Source organism: Halopseudomonas sp. SMJS2, assembly GCF_029866945.1.
GTDB classification, from domain to species: Bacteria; Pseudomonadota; Gammaproteobacteria; order Pseudomonadales; family Pseudomonadaceae; genus Halopseudomonas; species Halopseudomonas bauzanensis.
In genome coordinates this window covers 1,225,202-1,243,498 of record NZ_CP123445.1, presented here as the reverse complement: position 1 = coordinate 1,243,498, position 18,297 = coordinate 1,225,202, and the positions used below count along the sequence as shown (strand labels likewise).

General features: G+C 62.6%; 22 protein-coding genes. 7 read left to right on the top strand and 15 right to left on the bottom strand.

Translation table 11 applies throughout. From position 1 onward, the window contains the following. Nucleotides 1-17: 17 nt before the first annotated feature. Nucleotides 18-1,478 carry a DASS family sodium-coupled anion symporter gene (locus QAO71_RS05970; protein WP_280165487.1) on the top strand — a complete coding sequence of 487 codons (1,461 nt, stop codon included), beginning with the start codon at nucleotides 18-20 and terminating at the stop codon, nucleotides 1,476-1,478. A gap of 303 nt (nucleotides 1,479-1,781) precedes the next feature. On the opposite strand, the gene ccmI is transcribed toward QAO71_RS05970, so the two are convergent. From ccmI to ccmA, 9 genes are read right to left on the bottom strand one after another with little or no spacing between them, the layout of a single operon-like run. Further along, nucleotides 1,782-2,999, bottom strand: a complete 1,218-nt coding sequence (ccmI, locus tag QAO71_RS05965; protein WP_280165486.1) for a c-type cytochrome biogenesis protein CcmI — start codon at nucleotides 2,997-2,999, stop codon at nucleotides 1,782-1,784. Then, the gene (locus tag QAO71_RS05960) at nucleotides 2,999-3,472 is read right to left on the bottom strand and encodes a cytochrome c-type biogenesis protein (RefSeq protein WP_036990484.1); all 474 of its coding nucleotides are present in this window, start codon (nucleotides 3,470-3,472) and stop codon (nucleotides 2,999-3,001) included. Before QAO71_RS05960 ends, ccmI begins: the two co-directional genes overlap by 1 nt. Beyond that, nucleotides 3,469-4,038 (bottom strand): DsbE family thiol:disulfide interchange protein, encoded by a 570-nt coding sequence (locus QAO71_RS05955; protein ID WP_036990485.1) that lies wholly within the window; start codon nucleotides 4,036-4,038, stop codon nucleotides 3,469-3,471. The genes QAO71_RS05960 and QAO71_RS05955 overlap by 4 nt, the downstream gene beginning before the upstream one ends. Continuing rightward, the gene (locus QAO71_RS05950; protein WP_280165485.1) at nucleotides 4,038-6,011 is read right to left on the bottom strand and encodes a heme lyase CcmF/NrfE family subunit; all 1,974 of its coding nucleotides are present in this window, start codon (nucleotides 6,009-6,011) and stop codon (nucleotides 4,038-4,040) included. The genes QAO71_RS05955 and QAO71_RS05950 overlap by 1 nt, the downstream gene beginning before the upstream one ends. A 12-nt stretch (nucleotides 6,012-6,023) precedes the next feature. Continuing rightward, nucleotides 6,024-6,485 (bottom strand): cytochrome c maturation protein CcmE, encoded by a 462-nt coding sequence (gene ccmE, locus QAO71_RS05945; protein WP_036990486.1) that lies wholly within the window; start codon nucleotides 6,483-6,485, stop codon nucleotides 6,024-6,026. Next, on the bottom strand, nucleotides 6,485-6,652 hold the full coding sequence (gene ccmD, locus QAO71_RS05940; RefSeq protein ID WP_074780545.1) for a heme exporter protein CcmD: 168 nt from the start codon (nucleotides 6,650-6,652) through the stop codon (nucleotides 6,485-6,487). Before ccmD ends, ccmE begins: the two co-directional genes overlap by 1 nt. Further along, complete coding sequence (locus QAO71_RS05935) at nucleotides 6,649-7,392, bottom strand: heme ABC transporter permease (protein WP_036990488.1); 744 nt, start codon at nucleotides 7,390-7,392, stop codon at nucleotides 6,649-6,651. Before QAO71_RS05935 ends, ccmD begins: the two co-directional genes overlap by 4 nt. Further along, nucleotides 7,389-8,060 carry a heme exporter protein CcmB gene (ccmB, locus tag QAO71_RS05930; RefSeq protein WP_074780542.1) on the bottom strand — a complete coding sequence of 224 codons (672 nt, stop codon included), beginning with the start codon at nucleotides 8,058-8,060 and terminating at the stop codon, nucleotides 7,389-7,391. The genes QAO71_RS05935 and ccmB overlap by 4 nt, the downstream gene beginning before the upstream one ends. Next, entirely contained in the window at nucleotides 8,060-8,695 is a 636-nt protein-coding gene (ccmA, locus tag QAO71_RS05925; RefSeq protein ID WP_036990490.1) for a cytochrome c biogenesis heme-transporting ATPase CcmA, read from the bottom strand. The genes ccmB and ccmA overlap by 1 nt, the downstream gene beginning before the upstream one ends. Nucleotides 8,696-8,851: 156 nt before the next feature. On the opposite strand from ccmA, the gene QAO71_RS05920 reads away from it, so the two are divergent. Both QAO71_RS05920 and QAO71_RS05915 read left to right on the top strand, forming a co-directional pair. Next, nucleotides 8,852-10,501 carry a flagellar hook-length control protein FliK gene (locus QAO71_RS05920; protein ID WP_036990491.1) on the top strand — a complete coding sequence of 550 codons (1,650 nt, stop codon included), beginning with the start codon at nucleotides 8,852-8,854 and terminating at the stop codon, nucleotides 10,499-10,501. Continuing rightward, complete coding sequence (locus QAO71_RS05915; protein WP_280165484.1) at nucleotides 10,501-10,791, top strand: EscU/YscU/HrcU family type III secretion system export apparatus switch protein; 291 nt, start codon at nucleotides 10,501-10,503, stop codon at nucleotides 10,789-10,791. The genes QAO71_RS05920 and QAO71_RS05915 overlap by 1 nt, the downstream gene beginning before the upstream one ends. Before the next feature lie 5 nt (nucleotides 10,792-10,796). Here the strand turns inward: QAO71_RS05915 and rluB are convergent, their stop codons facing one another. The 6 genes from rluB to QAO71_RS05885 all read right to left on the bottom strand — a co-directional run bounded on the left by rluB (nucleotide 10,797) and on the right by QAO71_RS05885 (nucleotide 16,275). Next, a complete protein-coding gene (gene rluB, locus QAO71_RS05910; RefSeq protein ID WP_083392508.1) occupies nucleotides 10,797-11,708 on the bottom strand; it encodes a 23S rRNA pseudouridine(2605) synthase RluB in 912 nt (303 codons plus the stop codon). 74 nt (nucleotides 11,709-11,782) lie between these two features. Next, nucleotides 11,783-12,529 carry an SMC-Scp complex subunit ScpB gene (gene scpB, locus QAO71_RS05905; RefSeq protein ID WP_036990494.1) on the bottom strand — a complete coding sequence of 249 codons (747 nt, stop codon included), beginning with the start codon at nucleotides 12,527-12,529 and terminating at the stop codon, nucleotides 11,783-11,785. Continuing rightward, nucleotides 12,510-13,394, bottom strand: a complete 885-nt coding sequence (locus tag QAO71_RS05900; RefSeq protein ID WP_136869333.1) for a ScpA family protein — start codon at nucleotides 13,392-13,394, stop codon at nucleotides 12,510-12,512. The genes scpB and QAO71_RS05900 overlap by 20 nt, the downstream gene beginning before the upstream one ends. Continuing rightward, a complete protein-coding gene (locus QAO71_RS05895; protein ID WP_074780533.1) occupies nucleotides 13,394-14,614 on the bottom strand; it encodes a tryptophan--tRNA ligase in 1,221 nt (406 codons plus the stop codon). The genes QAO71_RS05900 and QAO71_RS05895 overlap by 1 nt, the downstream gene beginning before the upstream one ends. A 97-nt stretch (nucleotides 14,615-14,711) precedes the next feature. Then, entirely contained in the window at nucleotides 14,712-15,344 is a 633-nt protein-coding gene (locus QAO71_RS05890) for an L-threonylcarbamoyladenylate synthase (protein ID WP_036990495.1), read from the bottom strand. 64 nt (nucleotides 15,345-15,408) lie between these two features. Next, nucleotides 15,409-16,275, bottom strand: a complete 867-nt coding sequence (locus QAO71_RS05885; RefSeq protein ID WP_280165483.1) for a PHP domain-containing protein — start codon at nucleotides 16,273-16,275, stop codon at nucleotides 15,409-15,411. Between the two features lie 134 nt (nucleotides 16,276-16,409). Here QAO71_RS05885 and QAO71_RS05880 point away from each other — a divergent pair, with 134 nt between their 5' ends. The 4 genes from QAO71_RS05880 to QAO71_RS05865 all read left to right on the top strand — a co-directional run bounded on the left by QAO71_RS05880 (nucleotide 16,410) and on the right by QAO71_RS05865 (nucleotide 18,295). Next, nucleotides 16,410-16,712: a YciI family protein gene (locus QAO71_RS05880; RefSeq protein ID WP_036990497.1), complete on the top strand. Its 303-nt coding sequence runs from the start codon at nucleotides 16,410-16,412 to the stop codon at nucleotides 16,710-16,712. Nucleotides 16,713-16,726: 14 nt separating this feature from the next. Beyond that, a complete protein-coding gene (locus QAO71_RS05875) occupies nucleotides 16,727-17,131 on the top strand; it encodes a hypothetical protein (protein WP_036990498.1) in 405 nt (134 codons plus the stop codon). 14 nt (nucleotides 17,132-17,145) lie between these two features. Next, on the top strand, nucleotides 17,146-17,802 hold the full coding sequence (locus QAO71_RS05870) for a response regulator transcription factor (protein ID WP_036991106.1): 657 nt from the start codon (nucleotides 17,146-17,148) through the stop codon (nucleotides 17,800-17,802). A 121-nt stretch (nucleotides 17,803-17,923) separates the two neighbouring features. Continuing rightward, nucleotides 17,924-18,295: a hypothetical protein gene (locus QAO71_RS05865; RefSeq protein ID WP_051610983.1), complete on the top strand. Its 372-nt coding sequence runs from the start codon at nucleotides 17,924-17,926 to the stop codon at nucleotides 18,293-18,295. The last annotated feature ends 2 nt before the right edge of the window (nucleotides 18,296-18,297 follow it).

Genomic DNA, 18,297 nt, shown 5'->3' with positions numbered 1-18,297 from the left:
CGATCTGGAAAAAGAGAATGTCTGCCACGACAACAAACCAATCACTACCCGATGGCTGGACCACTAGCCGACTCGTGGGCTTGCTCGCCGGCGTTGCGCTGCTGGTCATGACCCTGTTGTTGCCCGCACCCGAGGGCATGAGCGACGCCGCCTGGAAAGCTGCCGGCCTGATGATGCTGCTGGCCGCCTGGTGGGCCACCGAGGCGATTCCGATCCCGGCCACCTCGCTGGCGCCCATCGTGTTGATTCCCGCATTGGGCATCGGCACCGTAAGTCAGGCCACTGCTCCCTATGCCAATCCGACCATCTTCCTGTTCATGGGTGGCTTTGTGCTGGGGCTGGCGATGCAACGCTGGAATCTGCACAAGCGCATCGCCCTGATGACGCTGCTGGCCGTAGGCACCAAGCCCAGCCATCAGATCGGTGGTTTCATGATTGCCACAGGCTTCCTCAGCATGTGGGTGAGCAACACCGCCACCGCTATCATGATGCTGCCGATCGGCCTGTCCGTCGTCAGCATGTTCGAAAATGATGATCCGGCAGCGGTGCGCAAGTATGCGACCGCCCTGCTCCTGGCCATCGCCTATGCGGCCAGCATCGGCGGCATAGGTACCATCATCGGCACACCGCCGAATGCGCTGTTGGTAGCCTATCTGGCTGACAACCATGACATTCATATCGGCTTCGGCCAGTGGATGTTGATCGGGGTACCAATCTCGGTAATGATGCTGGCCACCGTGTGGTTCATGCTGACGCGCAAGAATTTTGGCCTCAACGCCGAGAATAACAGCCGAGAATTGCTACAGAAGCAGCTTACCGATCTGGGGCCGATGAGCCGTGGCGAGAAACTGGTAGGTGTCGTATTCCTGCTGACCGCTGCCGCCTGGATCTTCCAGCCTCTGTTATCCAGTTCGCTCATCCCCTGGCTGAACGACACCATCATCGCCATTGCCTCGGCCATCATCATGTTCCTGATTCCGGTCAACCGTGAAAAAGGCAATCTGATGGACTGGGAAACCGCTTCGAAGATGCCCTGGGGCGTGCTGCTGCTGTTCGGCGGTGGCCTGTCGCTGGCGGCGGTGATTACCTCCTCCGGCCTGGCAGTCTGGATTGCCGAATCCCTGTCCGTGATCGGTACGCTGCCGACACTGGCTATTGTGCTGGTCATTGCGGCGGTGATTATCTTCCTGACCGAGATCACCAGCAATACCGCCACGGCCGCCGCCTTCCTGCCGCTGATGGGCGCCCTGGCCATGGCTCAGGGTGTATCGCCGATCCTGTACGCGGTACCGGCCGCGGTTGCCGCCAGCTGTGCCTTCATGATGCCGGTGGCCACGCCGCCAAACGCCATTGTGTTCGGTACCGGCCATATGAAGATCACCGATATGATCTCCGCTGGCTTCAAGCTGAATATCGCCGGGGTCATCATTGTCGGCCTGCTGGCCTACTACCTCATGTTCTGGGTATTCGGCATCTGATCCGATACATCCCCGCATGACCAACCGCCGTCCTCGTGACGGCGGTTTTTTTATGCCCCGGCATCGGGCACAAAGCTCATTCCGTCATACTCCATACGATCACGGCCCGGCCGCTCAGCACGCCCGCACTCCATAGAACGCAGCGGTTCAAGGGCCACCCAGTACGCGGGCAAGCCTTCTTCTACACATCCACCATAGGCTATGGGAGCGCGATCTCGCGGTACTTATCGTTTGTGCGGGAGCGGCCTTGGCCGCGAAGAGGCTGCGGGCTGGCCGTCAGGCCAACCCACGAGGAGGGATAGATCAGAGGGCGCGGTCGATTCGCAGTACGGTGGGCTGTTCCAGCTCTTCGCTGACGGTGATGTCGATAGCTTCGGCCGCATGGCTGGCCTGCATGACATCACTGGAAGTCGAGATGCGTGCACTCAACTGCAAGGCTTGCCCCTGCTGCAGCTGCACACCGGGCATCAGCGCATCGCTGGCATCCAGTACCACCTCGGTAGGCAGCTCGCCCTTGCCCAGACGCTGGGCGAGCAACGGCATGGGCGGACCCTGTGGGTCGCGGGCGGAGACGAAGACCACCGCGTCATCACCGAACTCGGCGGCCAGCTCATCAGCCAATTCCACCCGCACGCTGATCTGCAGTTGCTGCGCCGCTGGCGCCTCCACTCCATTTGCTGTTGCGCCGGCTTCCTGAATGCGTTGGCGCGCCCGCTCGATGCCGCCCTGGATTGCCCGAGCACCCTCGCTGCCCGGCGGCATACCGGCGAGCAAGCGCTCCCAGTAACTGATTGCACCGGCATATTCGCCGGACTCGAAAGCCGCGATCCCCAGCAGCCCCAATGCCGTCGGCTCATGGGGATTCAGCTCCAAGGCCCGATCCAGTGCAGCCACGGAGTCGGTGTCGAGCTTGTTGCCATTGGCGAAGAAGCGCGCCTGGGCCAGTTGAGCCAGCACTTCCGGCCGCTCGCCAAGGCGCTGCAGGCTGGCGGAAAAGGCATCTGCCGACTCCTGCGGTCGCTGATCAGACAGATAGGCGCGGCCGAGCATGTACCAGGCCTCTCCATTCTCCGGCTGGATCTCGGTGATACGCTCCATGCGGTCGATATAGCCATCAAGGTCTTCGGGGACCGGGTTATTCGCCATTTCCCGCGCCAGCTGCACACCCGCCGGGTTGCCCCAGCTCAGGTACAGGGCAATCACTACCAGCGGCAGGGCGCCAGCGGACAACAGCAGCGGCCAGGCGCGGCCACGGTGTAATGGCTGCCGCTGGTCCTCCGCCCGAGCGGTATCTTCCAGCAGCAACTTACCCGCTTCCTCCAGCGCCGAGTCATGCTGCTCTGCGCTCACCTCGCCGGCCGCCAGCTGGTTAGCCAGTTCGGCCACGCGTTCTTCATACAGCGCCACGTTGAGGGCGGTGCGGTCGGCCTTGCTGCGGCTACGCAGTTTCCACATCGGCCAGACTATTACGAGCATGCCTGCCAGGATCAGCAGCGCACTATACAACCAGAAATCAGTCATCAGCTGTCTTCTTCTCTTTCCAGCAGGGATTGCAGGCGTCGTTGTTCATCCTGATTCAAATGTTGCGTTTCGCTATCACGCAGCGCGCGCTGACGACGACGCAACAGGACCACCAGGAACAGGAAGCCACCCAGCAGCAACACGGCCGGCGCGAACCAGAGCACCAGGGTGGCCGGCGTCAATGCGGGCTTGTAACGCACGAAGTCGCCGTAGCGGCTGACCATGAAATCGACGATCTGCTCATCGCCCTTGCCCTCGGTGACCATGCGGTACACCTCGCGGCGCAGGTCCATCGCGATCGGCGCATCGGAGTCGGCGATATTCTGGTTCTGACATTTGGGGCAGCGCAGTTCTGAACTCACCTTGTAGAACTGCTCACGCTGCGCTTCGGTCTCGAACTCGTAGGTATCGATGGCCGCCAATGTCAGCGGTGCCAGACTCAAAGCCAGCAGGAAACCCAACCAGCGGATCATGGCGCACCTCCTTCATCGACCAGGGCCTGGTAACGCGGGCCCAGCTGCGTTTCCCATACACGCTCGTCGACCACGCCGACAAACTTGTAGCGAATGACACCTTCAGCATCGATCAGGAAGGTTTCCGGCGCACCGTAAACACCCAGGTCCAGGCCCAATCGCCCGTCAGCATCGCTGATGTTCAACTGGTAGGGGTCATGAAACTCCTTTAACCATTGCCGGGCGTCCTCGGTGTTGTCCTTGTAGTTCACCCCATGGATGATCACGCCCTGGTCCGCCAGCCGGTTCAGCACCGGGTGCTCGACCCGGCAGGCGACACACCAGGTGCCCCAGACGTTGACCAGCGCCGGCTGACCCAGCAGGTCCGCCTGAGTGAGCAACGGCCCGCCCTCTTCCACCGATGGCAGGGAAAAGTCAGGGAACGGCTTGTCGATCAGCGCTGACGGCAAGGTGCTGGGATCGATAGCCAAATCCTGCTGGGTCTTCTTGTCGTTCAGCGCCTTGAGAAACAGCACCAACAGCAGGATGAACAATACCAACGGAATCAGCATCCAGGGTCTGCGCATCAGACAGCCTCCCGTGTCGCCGTCTGGGGCACGGTGCGACGCTGGCGCACCTTCAGGCGATAGCGTTTGTCACTGGCCGCCAGCAGGCCACCGATGGTCATCAACAGACCGCCGCCCCAAATCCAGCGCACGAACGGTTTGATGTGCACGCGAATCGCCCAGGCACCATTCTCCAGCGGCTCACCCATGGCAACGAACAGGTCGCGGGTGAAGCCCGGATGAATACCGGCCTCGGTCATCGGCATGTTCTGCACGGTGTAGAGGCGTTTCTCCGGCGTCAGCGTAGTGATACGGCGCTCGTTGCGGTATACCTCGATAATGCCCTCATCAGAGATCCAGTTCGGTCCTTCGCGGTGGTCCGCGCCCTGGAACACGAAGCGGTAACCGCCCAGTTCCAGCGCGTCACCCGGCGCCATGCGCAGGTCGCGCTGACTGTCGAACAGACTGGCCCCTACCACGCCCACGGCGCAGATGGCGATGCCCAGGTGGGCCAGGGTCATGCCCCAGTAACTGCGGGTCAAGGCGCGTACGCCGCGGACCAGCCCTTTGTTTCGCGACTTGTCGAGAACGTCACGCAGGCTGGCACCCGCCACCCAGAGCACCAGGAACAGCATGCTGGCCACCGCCACGTGATGATCGCCAATCCACACCGCCAAGCCGACCGCGGCGATAGCCGACAGCACCAGCACCCACTTCAGCTGGCCAACCAGCCATTTCACCGGCGTGTCTTTCCAGCGGCTCAGCACACCGACGCCCATTGCCAACATGAGCGCGGCCATCAGCGGTACGAACAGCGCATTGAAGTACGGCGGCCCCACCGACACCATGGTGCCGGTCAGCGCATCCAGGGCCATGGGGTACAACGTACCCAACAGCACCATCAGGGTCGCCACCACCAGGATGACGTTATTGACCAGCAAGAGGGTTTCCCGGGACCACAGGGCGAAGCCAATCTGGCTCTTGACCACCGGGGCACGCAGGGCGTAAAGCGCCAGCGAACCGCCGACCACGATCAACAGGAAGCCGAGAATGAAGACGCCCCGCTCCGGGTCAGTGGCGAAGGCATGAACCGAGGTCAGCACGCCCGAGCGTACCAGGAAGGTGCCCAGCAGACTGAGGGAGAAGGCGGCGATGGCCAGCAACACGGTCCAACTCTTGAACACACCGCGCTTTTCGGTCACCGCCAGCGAGTGAATCAGCGCGGTACCGACCAGCCAGGGCATGAAGGAAGCATTTTCCACCGGGTCCCAGAACCACCAGCCGCCCCAGCCCAGCTCGTAATAGGCCCACCAGGAGCCCAGCACGATACCCAGTCCGAGGAAGGCCCAGGCGACGATGGTCCAGGGCCGCGACCAGCGCGCCCAGGCCGCATCCAGGCGTCCACCCAACAGCGCAGCAATGGCGAAGGCAAAAGCCACCGAGAAACCGACATAACCCATGTACAGCATCGGCGGGTGCACAATCAGGCCAAAGTCCTGCAACAGCGGGTTCAGGTCGTTGCCATCGGCGGGAAAGAACGGCAACTGGCGATCGAAGGGGTTGGATGTCATCAACATGAACAGCAGGAAGCCGATACTGATCATGCCCATGACCGCGAGCACCCGGGCGAGCATTTCTTCCGGCAGGTCGCGGGAAAAGACCGCCACGGCGAAGGTCCAGGCCGCCAGAATCAGGGCCCACAGCAACAGCGAGCCTTCGTGACCGCCCCACACGGCACTGACCCGGTAATACCAGGGCAGCGCGGAGTTGGAGTTGAGTGCCACGTAGGTCACGCTGAAGTCATTGCTGACAAATGCGTATACCAGACAAACGAAGGCGAACAATACGAACAGGCACTGGGCCAGGGCCGCCGGCTGGGCAAAGCCCATCGCCAGGGTATCGCCGCGCCAGGCGCCATACAGAGGAATGGTGGCCTGCAACACCGCCAGTACCAGGGCGATAATCAGGGCAATCTGGCCAAGTTCGGGAATCATGCAGCCTCCGAATCAGTTGACGGACGGCGTATAGCCGTCCACTTTCATGTGTTCGACCCTTTTCAGGGCCTCGGCCACTTCCGGCGGCATGTATTCTTCATCGTGCTTGGCCAACACTTCATCGGCCATCAGCACGCGGTCCTCATTCAGACGCCCCATGGCGACGATGCCTTGCCCCTCGCGGAACAGGTCAGGCAGGATGCCGCTGTAGGCGATGGTTACCTGCTCGGCACCGTCACTCACGTCGAATGTTACTTGCAGGCTGTCGGGCGCGCGTTTCACGCTGCCGTTCACCACCATGCCGCCGGCACGGATGCGGGCATCCAGTGGCGCCGTTCCAGTGGCAATCTCCGTGGGGGTATAGAACAGGTTGATGTTCTGCTTCAACGCGCCCAGCGCCAGGGCCACCGCGACACAGACTCCAACCACGACCAACAGGATCAGCAACAGGCGTTTCTTGCGCTGCGGATGCATTATTTAACCTCCCGACGGCGGCGACGCGCCTCTTCATTGACCAGACGACGACGGGCCAGCCAGGGCTGCACCACGTTCAACGCCAATACGACCAGAGTTATGGCATAGGACGACCAGACATAAACACCGTGCCCGTCCATCGCCAGCATGTCTGCCAGATTGTTCATGATGATTTCTCCAGCACCTCGCGCACCCAGCGCGTCTTGTGCTCACGACGCAACACCTCGAGCCGCATCCGCATCAACAGGCTGACGGTGAACAAGGCATAGAAGCCCAGCACCATCAGCAGCAGCGGCAACCACATCTCCACCGGCATGGCCGGCTTCTCGGTGATCTTGAAAGTGGCCGGCTGGTGCAAGGTATTCCACCAATCCACCGAGTATTTGATGATGGGAATATTCACTACGCCGACGATCGCCAGCACAGCGGTAGCCTTGGCCGAGGTTTCACGATTGCTGATCGCCTGCCCCAGCGCAATGATGCCGAAATAAAGGAACAGCAGGATGAGCATGGACGTCAGTCGCGCGTCCCAGACCCAGTAGGTGCCCCAGGTCGGCTTGCCCCAGATGGCGCCGGTCAGCAGCGCGACGAAGGTCATCCAGGCGCCGATGGGCGCAGCGCACTTGAGCGCCACGTCCGCCAGCTTCATACGCCAAACCAGACTGACTATCCCCGCCACCGCCAGCATCATGTAGCAGGACTGGGCGACGAAAGCCGCCGGCACATGAATGTAGATGATCCGGAAGCTGTTGCCCTGCTGGTAGTCCTCCGGGGCAAAGAACAGCCCCCAGACGCTGCCGACCGACAGCAACAGCACACCGGCCACGGCAAACCAGGGCAGCCAGCGGCCACTGATGTCATGAAACCATTTGGGCGAACCCAGTTTGTGGAAGAAACTCCAGTTCATTCACTCACTCCAATACGCAATCCGGCGGCAATGGCGATGGGGGCCAGACTCAGCGCCAGCATCGCCAGACAGCCGAGCCACAATGCATAACCGGTCACCGGCATGCCCTGCAATGCCGCATCCATCGCCCCGGTTCCGAGAATCAATACCGGGATATAGAGCGGCAGGATCAGCAATGCCAGCAGCACGCCACCGCTCTTGAGGCCCACCGTCAACGCCGCACCAACCGCGCCCAACAGGCTCAGTACCGGCGTGCCCAACAACAGCGTCAGCACCAGCACTGGCAGGGATGATAGCGGCAGGGCCAGCATCAACCCGAACAGCGGCGCCAACAGCACCATCGCCAGGCCGGAAAGCAACCAGTGGTGCAGCACCTTGACCAGCACCATGAGGGCCAGCGGGTGCGGTGACAATACCCATTGTTCCAGCGAGCCGTCGTCGTAATCGCTGCGAAACAGGCCATCGAGCGACAGCAGCGTGGCCAGCAACGCCGCTACCCAGATGACCCCGGGTGCCATGCTGCGCAGCATGGTGGGCTCCGGCCCGACGGCCAGCGGAAACAGACTCACGACCAGGGCGAAGAACACCAGCGGATTGAGCAGATCGCCCGGACGCCGCCAGGCCAACCGCCACTCGCGGCAGAACAACAACCACACGACCCTGCGCATCAGTTGAGCTGCCCCATATCCAGTTGACGCACACCTGGCAGGTGCTCCAGACCGTGGTGAGTGGTCATGATCACCATTCCACCCAAGGCCGCGTGCTTCACAATATGCTTTTCCAACGCAGCTACGCCGGCCTTGTCGATGGCCGTGAAAGGCTCATCCAGAATCCACACGGGATGCCGCTCAAGATACAGCCGCGCCAGCGCCACACGGCGATGCTGTCCGGCGGACAGGTTATGGCAGGGAATATCCTCGAAGCCCCGCAGGCCAACCTGCTCCAGCGCCTGCCAGATGGCCTCGACCGCTACCGGCTCGCTCAGAGCACAGAGCCAGCTCAGATTTTCCTCGGCAGTCAGCGCGCCCTTGACCGCCGGAGCGTGCCCGATGAACAGCCGATGGCGACGCCAGTCTTCCTGACCGGCACCATGAAAGACCGACCGACCGCCATAATGGATCTCGCCCGCCGACGCCGGCAGCAGCCCGGCCATAATGCGCAGTAGACTGGTCTTGCCGGACCCGTTGGGGCCGGCCACCTGTAGTATCTCCCCGGGTTCGAGTCGCAGCGACAGCGAAGCAAACAGCTCACGCTGATCCCGCTCACAGGCCAGACTGTCCAACTCAACAGGCAGTGGCTTCACTTTTACTCCAAACCATCGGGAAGCGAATATCGTTCACTCATGTTTACCTGTGCGCTGCCGCTATACTGCATAGGCGACAGGCACCTTGGTGACTGGCGCCATTATACATAGCGCCCCTACCCTGAGGTGCCTGATTTACATCAATATGTGACACACATGACGCCGGATCTGAACCTGCCGCCCATCACCGCCAACCGCCCTGGAACCGGGGCTCCAGCCCCCACCACGACGGCCTCGGCGGTGGCTTTGGAGCTGCTGCGTCCGATTGCCGCAGCGACCTTGGCACCAGGCGAAAGTGCCCAAGCCGAGGTGGTCGCCAGCCAGCCCCGATCCGGCCAGTTCGAAGTGCTGCTGCGCCTGGCCAAGGCGGGCCTGCCGCCGACCGATGTAAGCGTGCTCAGCCGCCAACCACTGGAAGCGGGCACCGGCCTGACGGTGCAGGCGGTCAGCCCCACCCGCCTGCTGGCAGTGCTCGACAGCCTGGCCACACAGGGCGCTGGCCAGGCACCACTGACCAAACTGGACCCGCAGCTGTTTCCCCAGGGCAGCCTGGTGCAGGCGCGCATCATCAACAGCCAGGCATTACCCGCGGCCAGCGAGCAGGCCCGCTTCGCCATCCTGGCGAAGATTCTGCAGGGGCCGGCAGCCGGCGCGGTCCTGAGCCTGGACAGCAGCCGCGCCGCTACACCCGGCAGTCTGCTGACAGCCCAGGTGGGCAGCCAGGGCGAGCTGCGCGTCACCTCCGTCACCGAGCAGGTCCGCCAGCTCGACCTGCTGCAAGGCATGCGTACCACCTTGCAAACCCAGGCGTCCGCCGAACCCCTGTTGCGTATGCTGGATAAACTGGCGGCGCTACCGGACCTGCCACCGCTGTTACAGGCCGGCATACGCCAGGTGCTGACCCATGTCACCACCCCTGAATATTTGAGCACCCCCGCCGGGGTCGCCCAGGCGGTGCGTCAGAGCGGTATATTCCTGGAAGCCGGGCTCGCCCAGTTGAGTCAGGCACTGCAGACCGGCAGCGCATCGACCGCCAACCAAGCACCCACCGAGTCGATGCAGCAAAACCTGTTGCCACCCCTGGCACGACTGCTGCCCCTGCTCTCCAGTCTGGCCACACCGCCCGGCGCCGAACCTTTACCCGGCGCGGATTTCAAGGCCAGCCTGCTCAACCTGCTGGTCACTCTGCAACATCAATTACCGCCGGATACCAGCAAATTCACTGCCCTGCCCCCCGGTCCGTGGCAGGCCGCCGCGTTAACAGCCAGGCCGGGCCTGTTTCCACTGCCCTCGCGAGCGCTGCAGACCCTCAGCGATGCGCCCGATCTCGGCAGCCTGCTGCGCTTGACCGCCGCCCTGCTGGCACGCATTCAGCACCATCAGTTCCAGGGCCTCGGTCAGACCCAGACCTTCACCGACGGCAGTACCCAGACTGTCTGGCAGCTGGAGATTCCGTTGCGTGAAGGTCAGCAGTTCACCCAGGTGCAGATGCGCATTCAGCGCGATCAATCGGCGCCGGACAGTCGCCAGACCGAGCAAACGCCCCAATGGGAAATACGCCTGGCCTTCAATCTGGAAAGCCTCGGTCCCATGCAGAGCATCGCCCGACTGTACAAGGGCCGCGTCAGCAGCGAATTCTGGGCCGAACAGAGCGATACCCTGCAGCGTATCAATGCCGAGATGGGCCGACTGCGCGACCGTCTGCTGACCCGCGGATTGGAAGTTGGTGAACTCAGCGCCCACCGGGGCAGCCCACCAGCACCACAGCAAGCGGTACAACAACGCTGGATCGACGAGGTAACCTGATGAGCGAACATCGCGAAGCCATTGCGCTGCTCTACGAGGGCGGCGAACAGGCTCCCACCATCACCGCCAAGGGCGAGGGCGAACTGGCCGAACGGATCATTGAATTGGCCATGGATCATGAAGTGCCTATCTATGAAAACGCCGACCTGGCAAGCATGCTGACGCGCATGGAACTGGGCGACCAGATCCCTGAAGCGCTGTACCGCACCATCGCCGAGATCATCGCTTTCGCCTGGCATCTACAGGGCAAGATGCCGGCGGGGTTTGTACCGCCGGACGAGGAGAGTTAGTCGCGTTACTTGCGCGTACGATCGCTGCCTTTGAACTTGTTCTGACGCACGACACGCGCCTGGTGCATGGAGGGCTTGCGGGCCTGGCGCTTCTGCTTTTCCTTTTCGGCGACAGTAGACTCCGGCAGGCGCACTGGCTTCAGGCCAACCTCTTCACTGAGCACATCGAGTTCGTTCTGCTTCATTTCACGCCAGCGACCGACCGGCAGTTCCGGACCGAGGAAGACCGGCCCGAAGCGGACCCGCTTGAGGCGATTGACCCGAACGCCCTGGGATTCCCACAGCCGTCTGACTTCCCGGTTGCGGCCTTCCATCAGGCAGACGTGGAACCAGCGGTTGATACCTTCGCCGCCAGAGCTGACCACATCGGTGAACTTGGCGGGACCGTCATCCAGCATGACGCCGGTCAGTAGCCGCTCGACCATGGCTTCGTCGACTTCGCCCATCACCCGCACCGCATATTCACGGTCCATCTGCGAGGATGGATGCATCAGCCGGTTGGCCAGCTCGCCGTCAGTGGTGAACAGCAGCAGGCCGGAGGTATTGATGTCCAGTCGCCCGATATTGATCCAGCGCCCCTGCTTCAGGCGTGGCAGCTGTTCAAATACCGTCGGCCGCCCTTCCGGGTCATCGCGGGTGCAGACTTCGCCTTCGGGCTTGTTGTAGATCAGTACGCGGCGTACCACCTCGGTGTTGAGGTCACGCTTGAGGGGACGGCCATCGACCATGATCTGGTCCAGGCTGTCGACCCGGCAACCAAGTTGCGCAGGCTCGCCGTTGACGGTGACGCGGCCGGCGCCGATCCAGCCTTCGATCTCGCGACGCGAGCCAAGGCCCATACGGGCCAGTACTTTCTGGAGTTTTTCTCCGGAAACCGGTGTTTCTTCGGTTTCTGGATTGATAGGTTGGTCAGTCATGCGTGGCACCTCCCGGTGTGATGGGGACAATTTCCGGGGAATCCGGTCGCGCAGAATAGCATCGACCTGCCGGCTCAGCCAGCGGGGTCGGGCTCGCTGTCATTCTCGACTGGCGGCAGCAGGTCATCGAAGTCCGTTTTCAGATCGGTTTCCATTGCCTCCAGCTCCGCCAGCAACGCACCGAAATCACCCGTACCGACGCTGCCGTCCGCCACCAATGGAACTACAGGGTCCCAGCCCGGCGTGCTGTCACCGGTATCCGACATGCCGACCAATGGCGATACCGACTCTTCCGTGCTTTCCCGCAGGTCGGCCAGCGGCGGTAGCTCCGCCAGGTTGCGCAGGTTGAAATAATCAAGGAATTGCCGCGTGGTAGCGTACATCGCCGGGCGGCCTGGCACCTCGCGATGCCCCACCACCCGCACCCACTCGCGCTCGAGCAGTGTACGGATGATCTGACTGCTGACGGCCACCCCACGCACGTCCTCGATCTCGCCGCGGGTGATGGGTTGTCGGTAGGCGATCAGCGACAGGGTTTCCAGCAGCGCCCGGGAGTAGCGCTGGGGCCGCTCTTCCCACAGGCGCGAGACCCAGGGCGCGTATCCATCGCGCACCTGCAAACGCCAGCCGCTGGCCACCTCGCGCAACTCCACCGAGCGCTCCGCCAGATCCTTGGCCAATTGGGCCAGCGCCTGGCGCAACTCCTCCAACGAAGGTGCTGTGTGCTCGTCGAAAAGCTCGCGCATTCGCTCCAGCGATAGCGGCTTGCCGGCAGCCTGTAGCGCCGCCTCCAGAATCCGTTCAAGCGGTGGTTGAGTCATCGTTCCTTGCCTTGACGTGAATGGGCGAAAAGGGCTCGCTCTGCACCAGGTCGACCAATTGCTCCTTGACCAGTTCCAACACCGCCATGAAGGTCACCACCACGCCCAGCTTGCCCTCGCTCGGCTGGTAGAGACTGATGAAAGGTACGAACTGGCCGCCCCGCAGGCGATCCAGCACATCAGCCATGCGCTCGCGGGTCGACAGCGTCTCGCGACTGATCTGATGACTTTCGAACATGTCGGCGCGGCGCAGGACCTCGCTGAGCGACAACAACAGCTCTTCCATGCTGATATCCGGATGGGCCTTGCGCGTTTCCAATGGCGGCGGTGCGGCAGCCGCCAGGGCGATATCCCGCCCGACCCGCGGCAGCGCGTCGAGATCCTCCGCCGCCTGGCGGAACCGCTCATATTCCTGCAACCGACGAATCAGCTCAGCGCGAGGATCGTCGTCAAAGTCAACATCGTGATCCTCTTCCTGACGCGGCAACAGCATGCGCGACTTGATCTCGGCCAGCATCGCGGCCATCACCAGGTATTCGGCCGCCAGCTCCAGTCGCACCGTCTTCATCAGCTCGACATAACCCATGTACTGGCGGGTAATTTCGGCAACGGGAATATCGAGGATGTCGAGGTTCTGGCGGCGGATCAGGTACAACAGCAGATCCAGCGGCCCTTCGAACGCATCAAGAAAAACTTCGAGCGCCTCGGGGGGGATGTACAGATCCTGGGGCAGCTCGGTGAGTGGCTGGCCGTTGATGACGGCCAGCGGCAGCTCATGCTGAATCGGGCCCGGCAGCTCTGCAATCGGCTCGCCGCTCACCGCAATGGGTGCAGCGGCCAGTTGTGCAGGTTCCCGGGCGCTCATCAGCCGCGACGGTAGTTCAGGCCGATGGCCTGGCGCACTTCAACCAGAGTGTCGCGAGCCGCGTCGCGGGCACGCTCGGCTCCTTCGCTGAGGATCAGGCGTACTGCGTCCGGATTCTCTTCATACTCCACGGCCCGCTGCTGCATGGGCGCCAGCTCGGTGCAGATCGCATCGATCACCGGCTTCTTGCAGTCCAGACAACCGATCCCAGCGCTGCGGCAACCCTGGTTGACCCAGTCATGGGTCGCCTGGTCGGTGTATACCAGGTGCAACTGATAGACCGGGCACTTGTCTGGATCGCCCGGATCGGTACGCCGTACCCGCGCCGGATCGGTAGGCATGCGGCGGATCTTCTCGCTGACCTCGTCGGTGGTATCGCGCAGGGTAATGGTGTTGCCATAGGACTTGGACATCTTCTGCCCGTCGAGACCAGGCATCTTCGAGGCCGGCGTCAACAGCGCCTGGGGTTCGGGCAGAATCACCTTGCCGCCACCTTCGAGGTAGCCGAACAGGCGCTCCTTGTCACCGAGGGTGATGTTCTGCTGTTCCTGCAACAGCGCCCGTGCGGTATCCAGCGCCTCGCTGTCACCCTGCTCCTGATAGGCGGTGCGCAGGTTGTTGTACAGCTTGGCCGCTTTCTTGCCCATCTTCGACACGGCAGCCCGCGCCTTGTCCTCGAAGCCAGCCTCCTTGCCGTACAGATGATTGAAGCGCCGCGCCAGTTCCCGGGTGATTTCCACATGGGACAGTTGGTCAGCACCAACTGGCACCAGGCCGGCACGATAAACGAGGATGTCCGCACTCATCAGCAACGGATAGCCCAGGAAACCGTAGGTAGCCAGGTCCAGATCACGCAGCCTTTCCTGTTGATCCTTGTAGGTCGGCACCCGCTCCAGCCAGCTCAGCGGCGTGGACATGGACAGCAGCAGGTTCAGCTCGGCATGTTCCGGTACCTGAGACTGGATGAACATGGTCGCGGACGTACCACTGACGCCCGCCGCCAGCCAGTCGATCATCATGTCCCAGACGTTCTGTTCGATATCCTGCGGGGTTTCGTACAGCGTGGTCAGCGCGTGCCAGTCGGCAGCGAAGAAAAAGCACTCGTACTCATGCTGCAGCTTTACCCAGTTCTTGAGCACGCCATGATAATGACCTAGATGCAGGCGCCCGGTGGGGCGCATGCCGGACACGACCCGGCGCTGGGATTCAACGGAACTCAAGGGAAACTCCTGATTGTCTGGTGATACATGGTGTTGGCATTGTGCTGCTTATCATACTCTTCGGCCCCGGCGCCTGCATGGGGCGCCGGTTGACCAATCATTCACGGCTGACGCCGAAGGGTTCGGGGTCGCCTCGGCCAATGCGGCGCACTTCGGTTTCCCCGTTGAGCAAGGCCACCACGGTGGTGGGCTCGATAGTACAGGCGCCGCCGTCGATAATCAGATCGACCTGCTTGTCCAGACGCTCGCGGATATCCTCGGCATCAGTCAGCGGCAGACTCTCGCCCGGCAGTTGCAGAGTCACGCTCATCAAGGGCTCGCCCAGGGCTTCGAGCAGCGCCAGGGTCAACTGATGGTCAGGAATGCGCAGACCGATGGTGCGCCGCTTGGGATGCAGCAGGCGCCGCGGTACTTCGGTAGTAGCGTGCAGGATGAAGGTGTAGGGGCCAGGGGTGTTGTTCTTCAACAACCGGAAGGTGGCGTTATCCACCTTGGCATAGGTGCCCAGCTCCGACAGGTCGCGGCAGACCAGGGTGAAATTGTGCTTGTCATCCAACTGGCGCAGACGGCGGATACGTTCCAGCGCGTTCTTGTCGCCCAGGTGGCAGCCCAGGGCATAGGCAGAATCAGTCGGATAGGCAATAACCCCACCGTCACGCACGATTTCCACGGCCTGGCGAATCAGACGCGCCTGCGGATTGTCGGGGTGGATTTGGAAATATTGGCTCACGGCTGCATTCTCGCTATGTTTTCCCGCAGTTTAGGGAACTGCGCCTTTTCCGTCGAGCGGCCGCTCATGGCATGACATTATCGGGGAACCGCGCATCCTGCCATACCGGCGCGCAATCGGCCGGTAAGGGCGTCATCTGGCCCAGCGCCATCCACGGCGAATCCGGATGATGAAAATCACTGCCGCAACTGGCGAGAAAACCGAATTCGATGCTCATGCGCGCCAGTACCGCCACCTGTTCCGGTGCCTGCTTGCCGTTGGACACTTCGACGCCACGCCCACCGGCCTGGGCGAAATCGCGCAATAGACGGCGGATACGCGCCCGGGTGAAGCCGTAATGCCAGGGGTGCGCCACGACGGCCAGCCCGCCCGCCTCGCGCAACTGTGCCACCGCCGTTTCCAGCGCCGGCCAGTGCTGTTTGATATCACCCAGCTTGCCCGCCCCCAGCCACTTGCGGAAGGCTTCACCGCGATCACGCACGTATCCGGCCTGCACCATCCAGTCAGCGAAGTGCGGCCGCGCCGGTGGGCTATCCGGGTCGCTGCCGGTTGCCTGCTGTACCGCCAGCGCCCCTTCCAGCGCGCCGGGCATACGCCTGGCAGCCAGCCGATCGGCGATCTGCTCGGCCCGCTGCCAGCGGCCATCGCGCACGCCAGCCAGCGCCTCCCGCAGGGCCGGAGACTGCATGTCGAAGCCGTAACCCAGAATGTGCACGGTATGGCCCTGCCACTGCGCCGACAGTTCGACGCCGCTCACCCAGTCCATGCCATGCGCTGCGGCGGCCGCCTGGGCCTCCGGCAGACCATCGAGCGTGTCATGGTCGGTCAACGCCACCAGGTCGATACCGGCCGCGGCCGCACGCGCCATCAACTCGGCGGGCGCCAGGGCGCCATCCGAAGCCGTGCTGTGCATATGCAGGTCCGCTAACAAATTTGCTCCAGGGCCATCATCAAACCAGGCCATTCAGGGAAAGAATTTGGCTATTATGCCGTCTGGGCGCTGACAATGCCCAACTGAATGGCATAAGTTACTGCACTATCACCTACCCACCCCAAGGATCCGACATGTTATACGCCATCATGGCCAGCGATGCCCCCGGCACCCTCGATGCACGAATGGCTGCCCGCCCCGACCATCTTGCCCGTCTGCATCAACTGCAGGACGCCGGCCGCCTGGTGCTCGCTGGCCCGCATCCGGCCATCGATTCGAATGATCCCGGCAGCGCCGGCTTTACCGGCAGCCTGGTGGTGGCCGAGTTCGACTCCCTGGAGCAGGCCCGGGAATGGGCCGATCAGGACCCCTACATTGCCGCCGGCGTCTATGACCAGGTACTGGTCAAACCCTTCAAGCGTGTTCTGCCGGCCTGATGAGGAGCACCCGAATGTCCCTTCGCCCATCCCTGCTGCCGCTGCTGGCCGCCTTGCTGCTGCCACTGCCACTGCATGCACAGCAGGCCGACGCCCCGGTCGATCCGCAGATGCCCACCGCCGAGCAGGATGTCGGCACGCTGCAGGCCGAACTGGCCAAGGTCGAGGCCGAGCGCCAGCGCCTGGCTGACGAACTGGCCAACGCCGCCGACCATACCGAGGTGGAGCGGTTGGGCAGGCAGAACCTTGCCCTGCGCGACCGACTGGTCGCCATGGAAGAAGTCGCCGCGCGCAATCAGCAAGAGCAGCAGCGCAAGTGGTTCATCGTCGGCGGTGCCACCGTCGCCGGCAGCCTGCTGCTGGGCTGGATACTGGCGCAGCTCGGCGGTCGTCGCAAACGCAGCGAGTGGCTGAATTGAACCAGTCGGTATTGATGATCGACGACGATCAGGAACTCTGCGAACTGCTGGGTTCCTGGTTGGCCGCCGAAGGCTTCACCCTCACCAGCGTACACGACGGTCCTGCCGGCCTCGAAGCTGCCCGCACCGGCAGTTATGGCGCCATCGTGCTGGACATGATGCTGCCAGGCATGAACGGCCTGGAAGTGCTGCGCGCTCTGCGTCCGCACTGCAATACCCCGCTATTGATGCTCAGCGCCCGGGGCGAGCCGGTTGACCGCATTCTCGGTCTGGAACTGGGTGCCGATGATTACCTGGCCAAACCCTGCGATCCGCGGGAACTGGTGGCCCGCCTGCGCGCCCTGCTGCGCCGCGCCATGCCGATAGCCGATGAACAGTTGCTGCAGGTCGGTGACCTGCGGCTCGACAGTGCCAGCCTGATGGTCTGGCAGAACGACGAACTGCTGCCACTGACCCAGACCGAAGTATTGATCCTGCGCGAACTGCTGGAGCGGCCGGGCCAGTTGATCGACCGTCAGAGTCTGTCGCGCCAGGCCCTGGGCAAGCCGCTCGGCCCCCATGACCGCAGCCTGGACATGCACATGAGCAATCTCAGGCGCAAACTCGGCCCCCACGAGGACGGTCGCCCGCGCATCCAGTCCATCCGCGGCCGGGGCTATCTGTACAGTTGAAACGGGAACAGACGGATCTTTACACAGCCTTTACCGCCCGCCAGCCCTGCTTGACATCCCCATGACTAGACTGGATACCAATGGCCGGACACGCCGGTCATCTGCAAACCAGGAGATACCCATGAAAAAGACACTGATGGCAGGTCTGTTCGCTCTCACTACCGCCGCATCCTGTGTAGCTCTGGCCATGCCCGGCATGGATGGGGACAAGGGTCGATACCATGAGCGGCACATGGAACGGATCGCGACCGAACTGGAGCTGACGACCGAGCAGCAGGAACAGCTGCGCGCCGTGCACGAAGAGCAGTTCGAGAAAATGAAAGCGCTGCACGAAGAGAAAAAGGAAAAAATGGATGCCATTCTCACCGACGAACAGCGCCAGAAGATGCAGCAGATGCGCGAAGAAAAGCGCGAAAAGATGAAGAAGCACATGGAAGAGCGCAAGGAGCGTAGAAGCGACAAGCGCGACGACACGCGCTCTGACGCGAGCTGATC

What these genes read in the sequence shown, in the direction of transcription:
- QAO71_RS05935 (WP_036990488.1), bottom strand. Translation starts at nt 7,392, where the DNA reads ATGAACTGGAGTTTCTTCCACAAACTGGGTTCGCCCAAATGGTTTCAT.
- QAO71_RS05880 (WP_036990497.1), top strand. Translation starts at nt 16,410, where the DNA reads ATGTTATACGCCATCATGGCCAGCGATGCCCCCGGCACCCTCGATGCA.
- QAO71_RS05970 (WP_280165487.1), top strand. Translation starts at nt 18, where the DNA reads ATGTCTGCCACGACAACAAACCAATCACTACCCGATGGCTGGACCACT.
- rluB (WP_083392508.1), bottom strand. Translation starts at nt 11,708, where the DNA reads ATGACTGACCAACCTATCAATCCAGAAACCGAAGAAACACCGGTTTCC.
- QAO71_RS05955 (WP_036990485.1), bottom strand. Translation starts at nt 4,038, where the DNA reads ATGCGCAGACCCTGGATGCTGATTCCGTTGGTATTGTTCATCCTGCTG.
- ccmI (WP_280165486.1), bottom strand. Translation starts at nt 2,999, where the DNA reads ATGACTGATTTCTGGTTGTATAGTGCGCTGCTGATCCTGGCAGGCATG.
- QAO71_RS05960 (WP_036990484.1), bottom strand. Translation starts at nt 3,472, where the DNA reads ATGATCCGCTGGTTGGGTTTCCTGCTGGCTTTGAGTCTGGCACCGCTG.
- QAO71_RS05870 (WP_036991106.1), top strand. Translation starts at nt 17,146, where the DNA reads ATGATCGACGACGATCAGGAACTCTGCGAACTGCTGGGTTCCTGGTTG.
- ccmB (WP_074780542.1), bottom strand. Translation starts at nt 8,060, where the DNA reads ATGCGCAGGGTCGTGTGGTTGTTGTTCTGCCGCGAGTGGCGGTTGGCC.
- ccmE (WP_036990486.1), bottom strand. Translation starts at nt 6,485, where the DNA reads ATGCATCCGCAGCGCAAGAAACGCCTGTTGCTGATCCTGTTGGTCGTG.
- QAO71_RS05875 (WP_036990498.1), top strand. Translation starts at nt 16,727, where the DNA reads ATGTCCCTTCGCCCATCCCTGCTGCCGCTGCTGGCCGCCTTGCTGCTG.
- QAO71_RS05915 (WP_280165484.1), top strand. Translation starts at nt 10,501, where the DNA reads ATGAGCGAACATCGCGAAGCCATTGCGCTGCTCTACGAGGGCGGCGAA.
- QAO71_RS05950 (WP_280165485.1), bottom strand. Translation starts at nt 6,011, where the DNA reads ATGATTCCCGAACTTGGCCAGATTGCCCTGATTATCGCCCTGGTACTG.
- QAO71_RS05900 (WP_136869333.1), bottom strand. Translation starts at nt 13,394, where the DNA reads ATGAGCGCCCGGGAACCTGCACAACTGGCCGCTGCACCCATTGCGGTG.
- QAO71_RS05920 (WP_036990491.1), top strand. Translation starts at nt 8,852, where the DNA reads ATGACGCCGGATCTGAACCTGCCGCCCATCACCGCCAACCGCCCTGGA.
- scpB (WP_036990494.1), bottom strand. Translation starts at nt 12,529, where the DNA reads ATGACTCAACCACCGCTTGAACGGATTCTGGAGGCGGCGCTACAGGCT.
- QAO71_RS05865 (WP_051610983.1), top strand. Translation starts at nt 17,924, where the DNA reads ATGAAAAAGACACTGATGGCAGGTCTGTTCGCTCTCACTACCGCCGCA.
- ccmD (WP_074780545.1), bottom strand. Translation starts at nt 6,652, where the DNA reads ATGAACAATCTGGCAGACATGCTGGCGATGGACGGGCACGGTGTTTAT.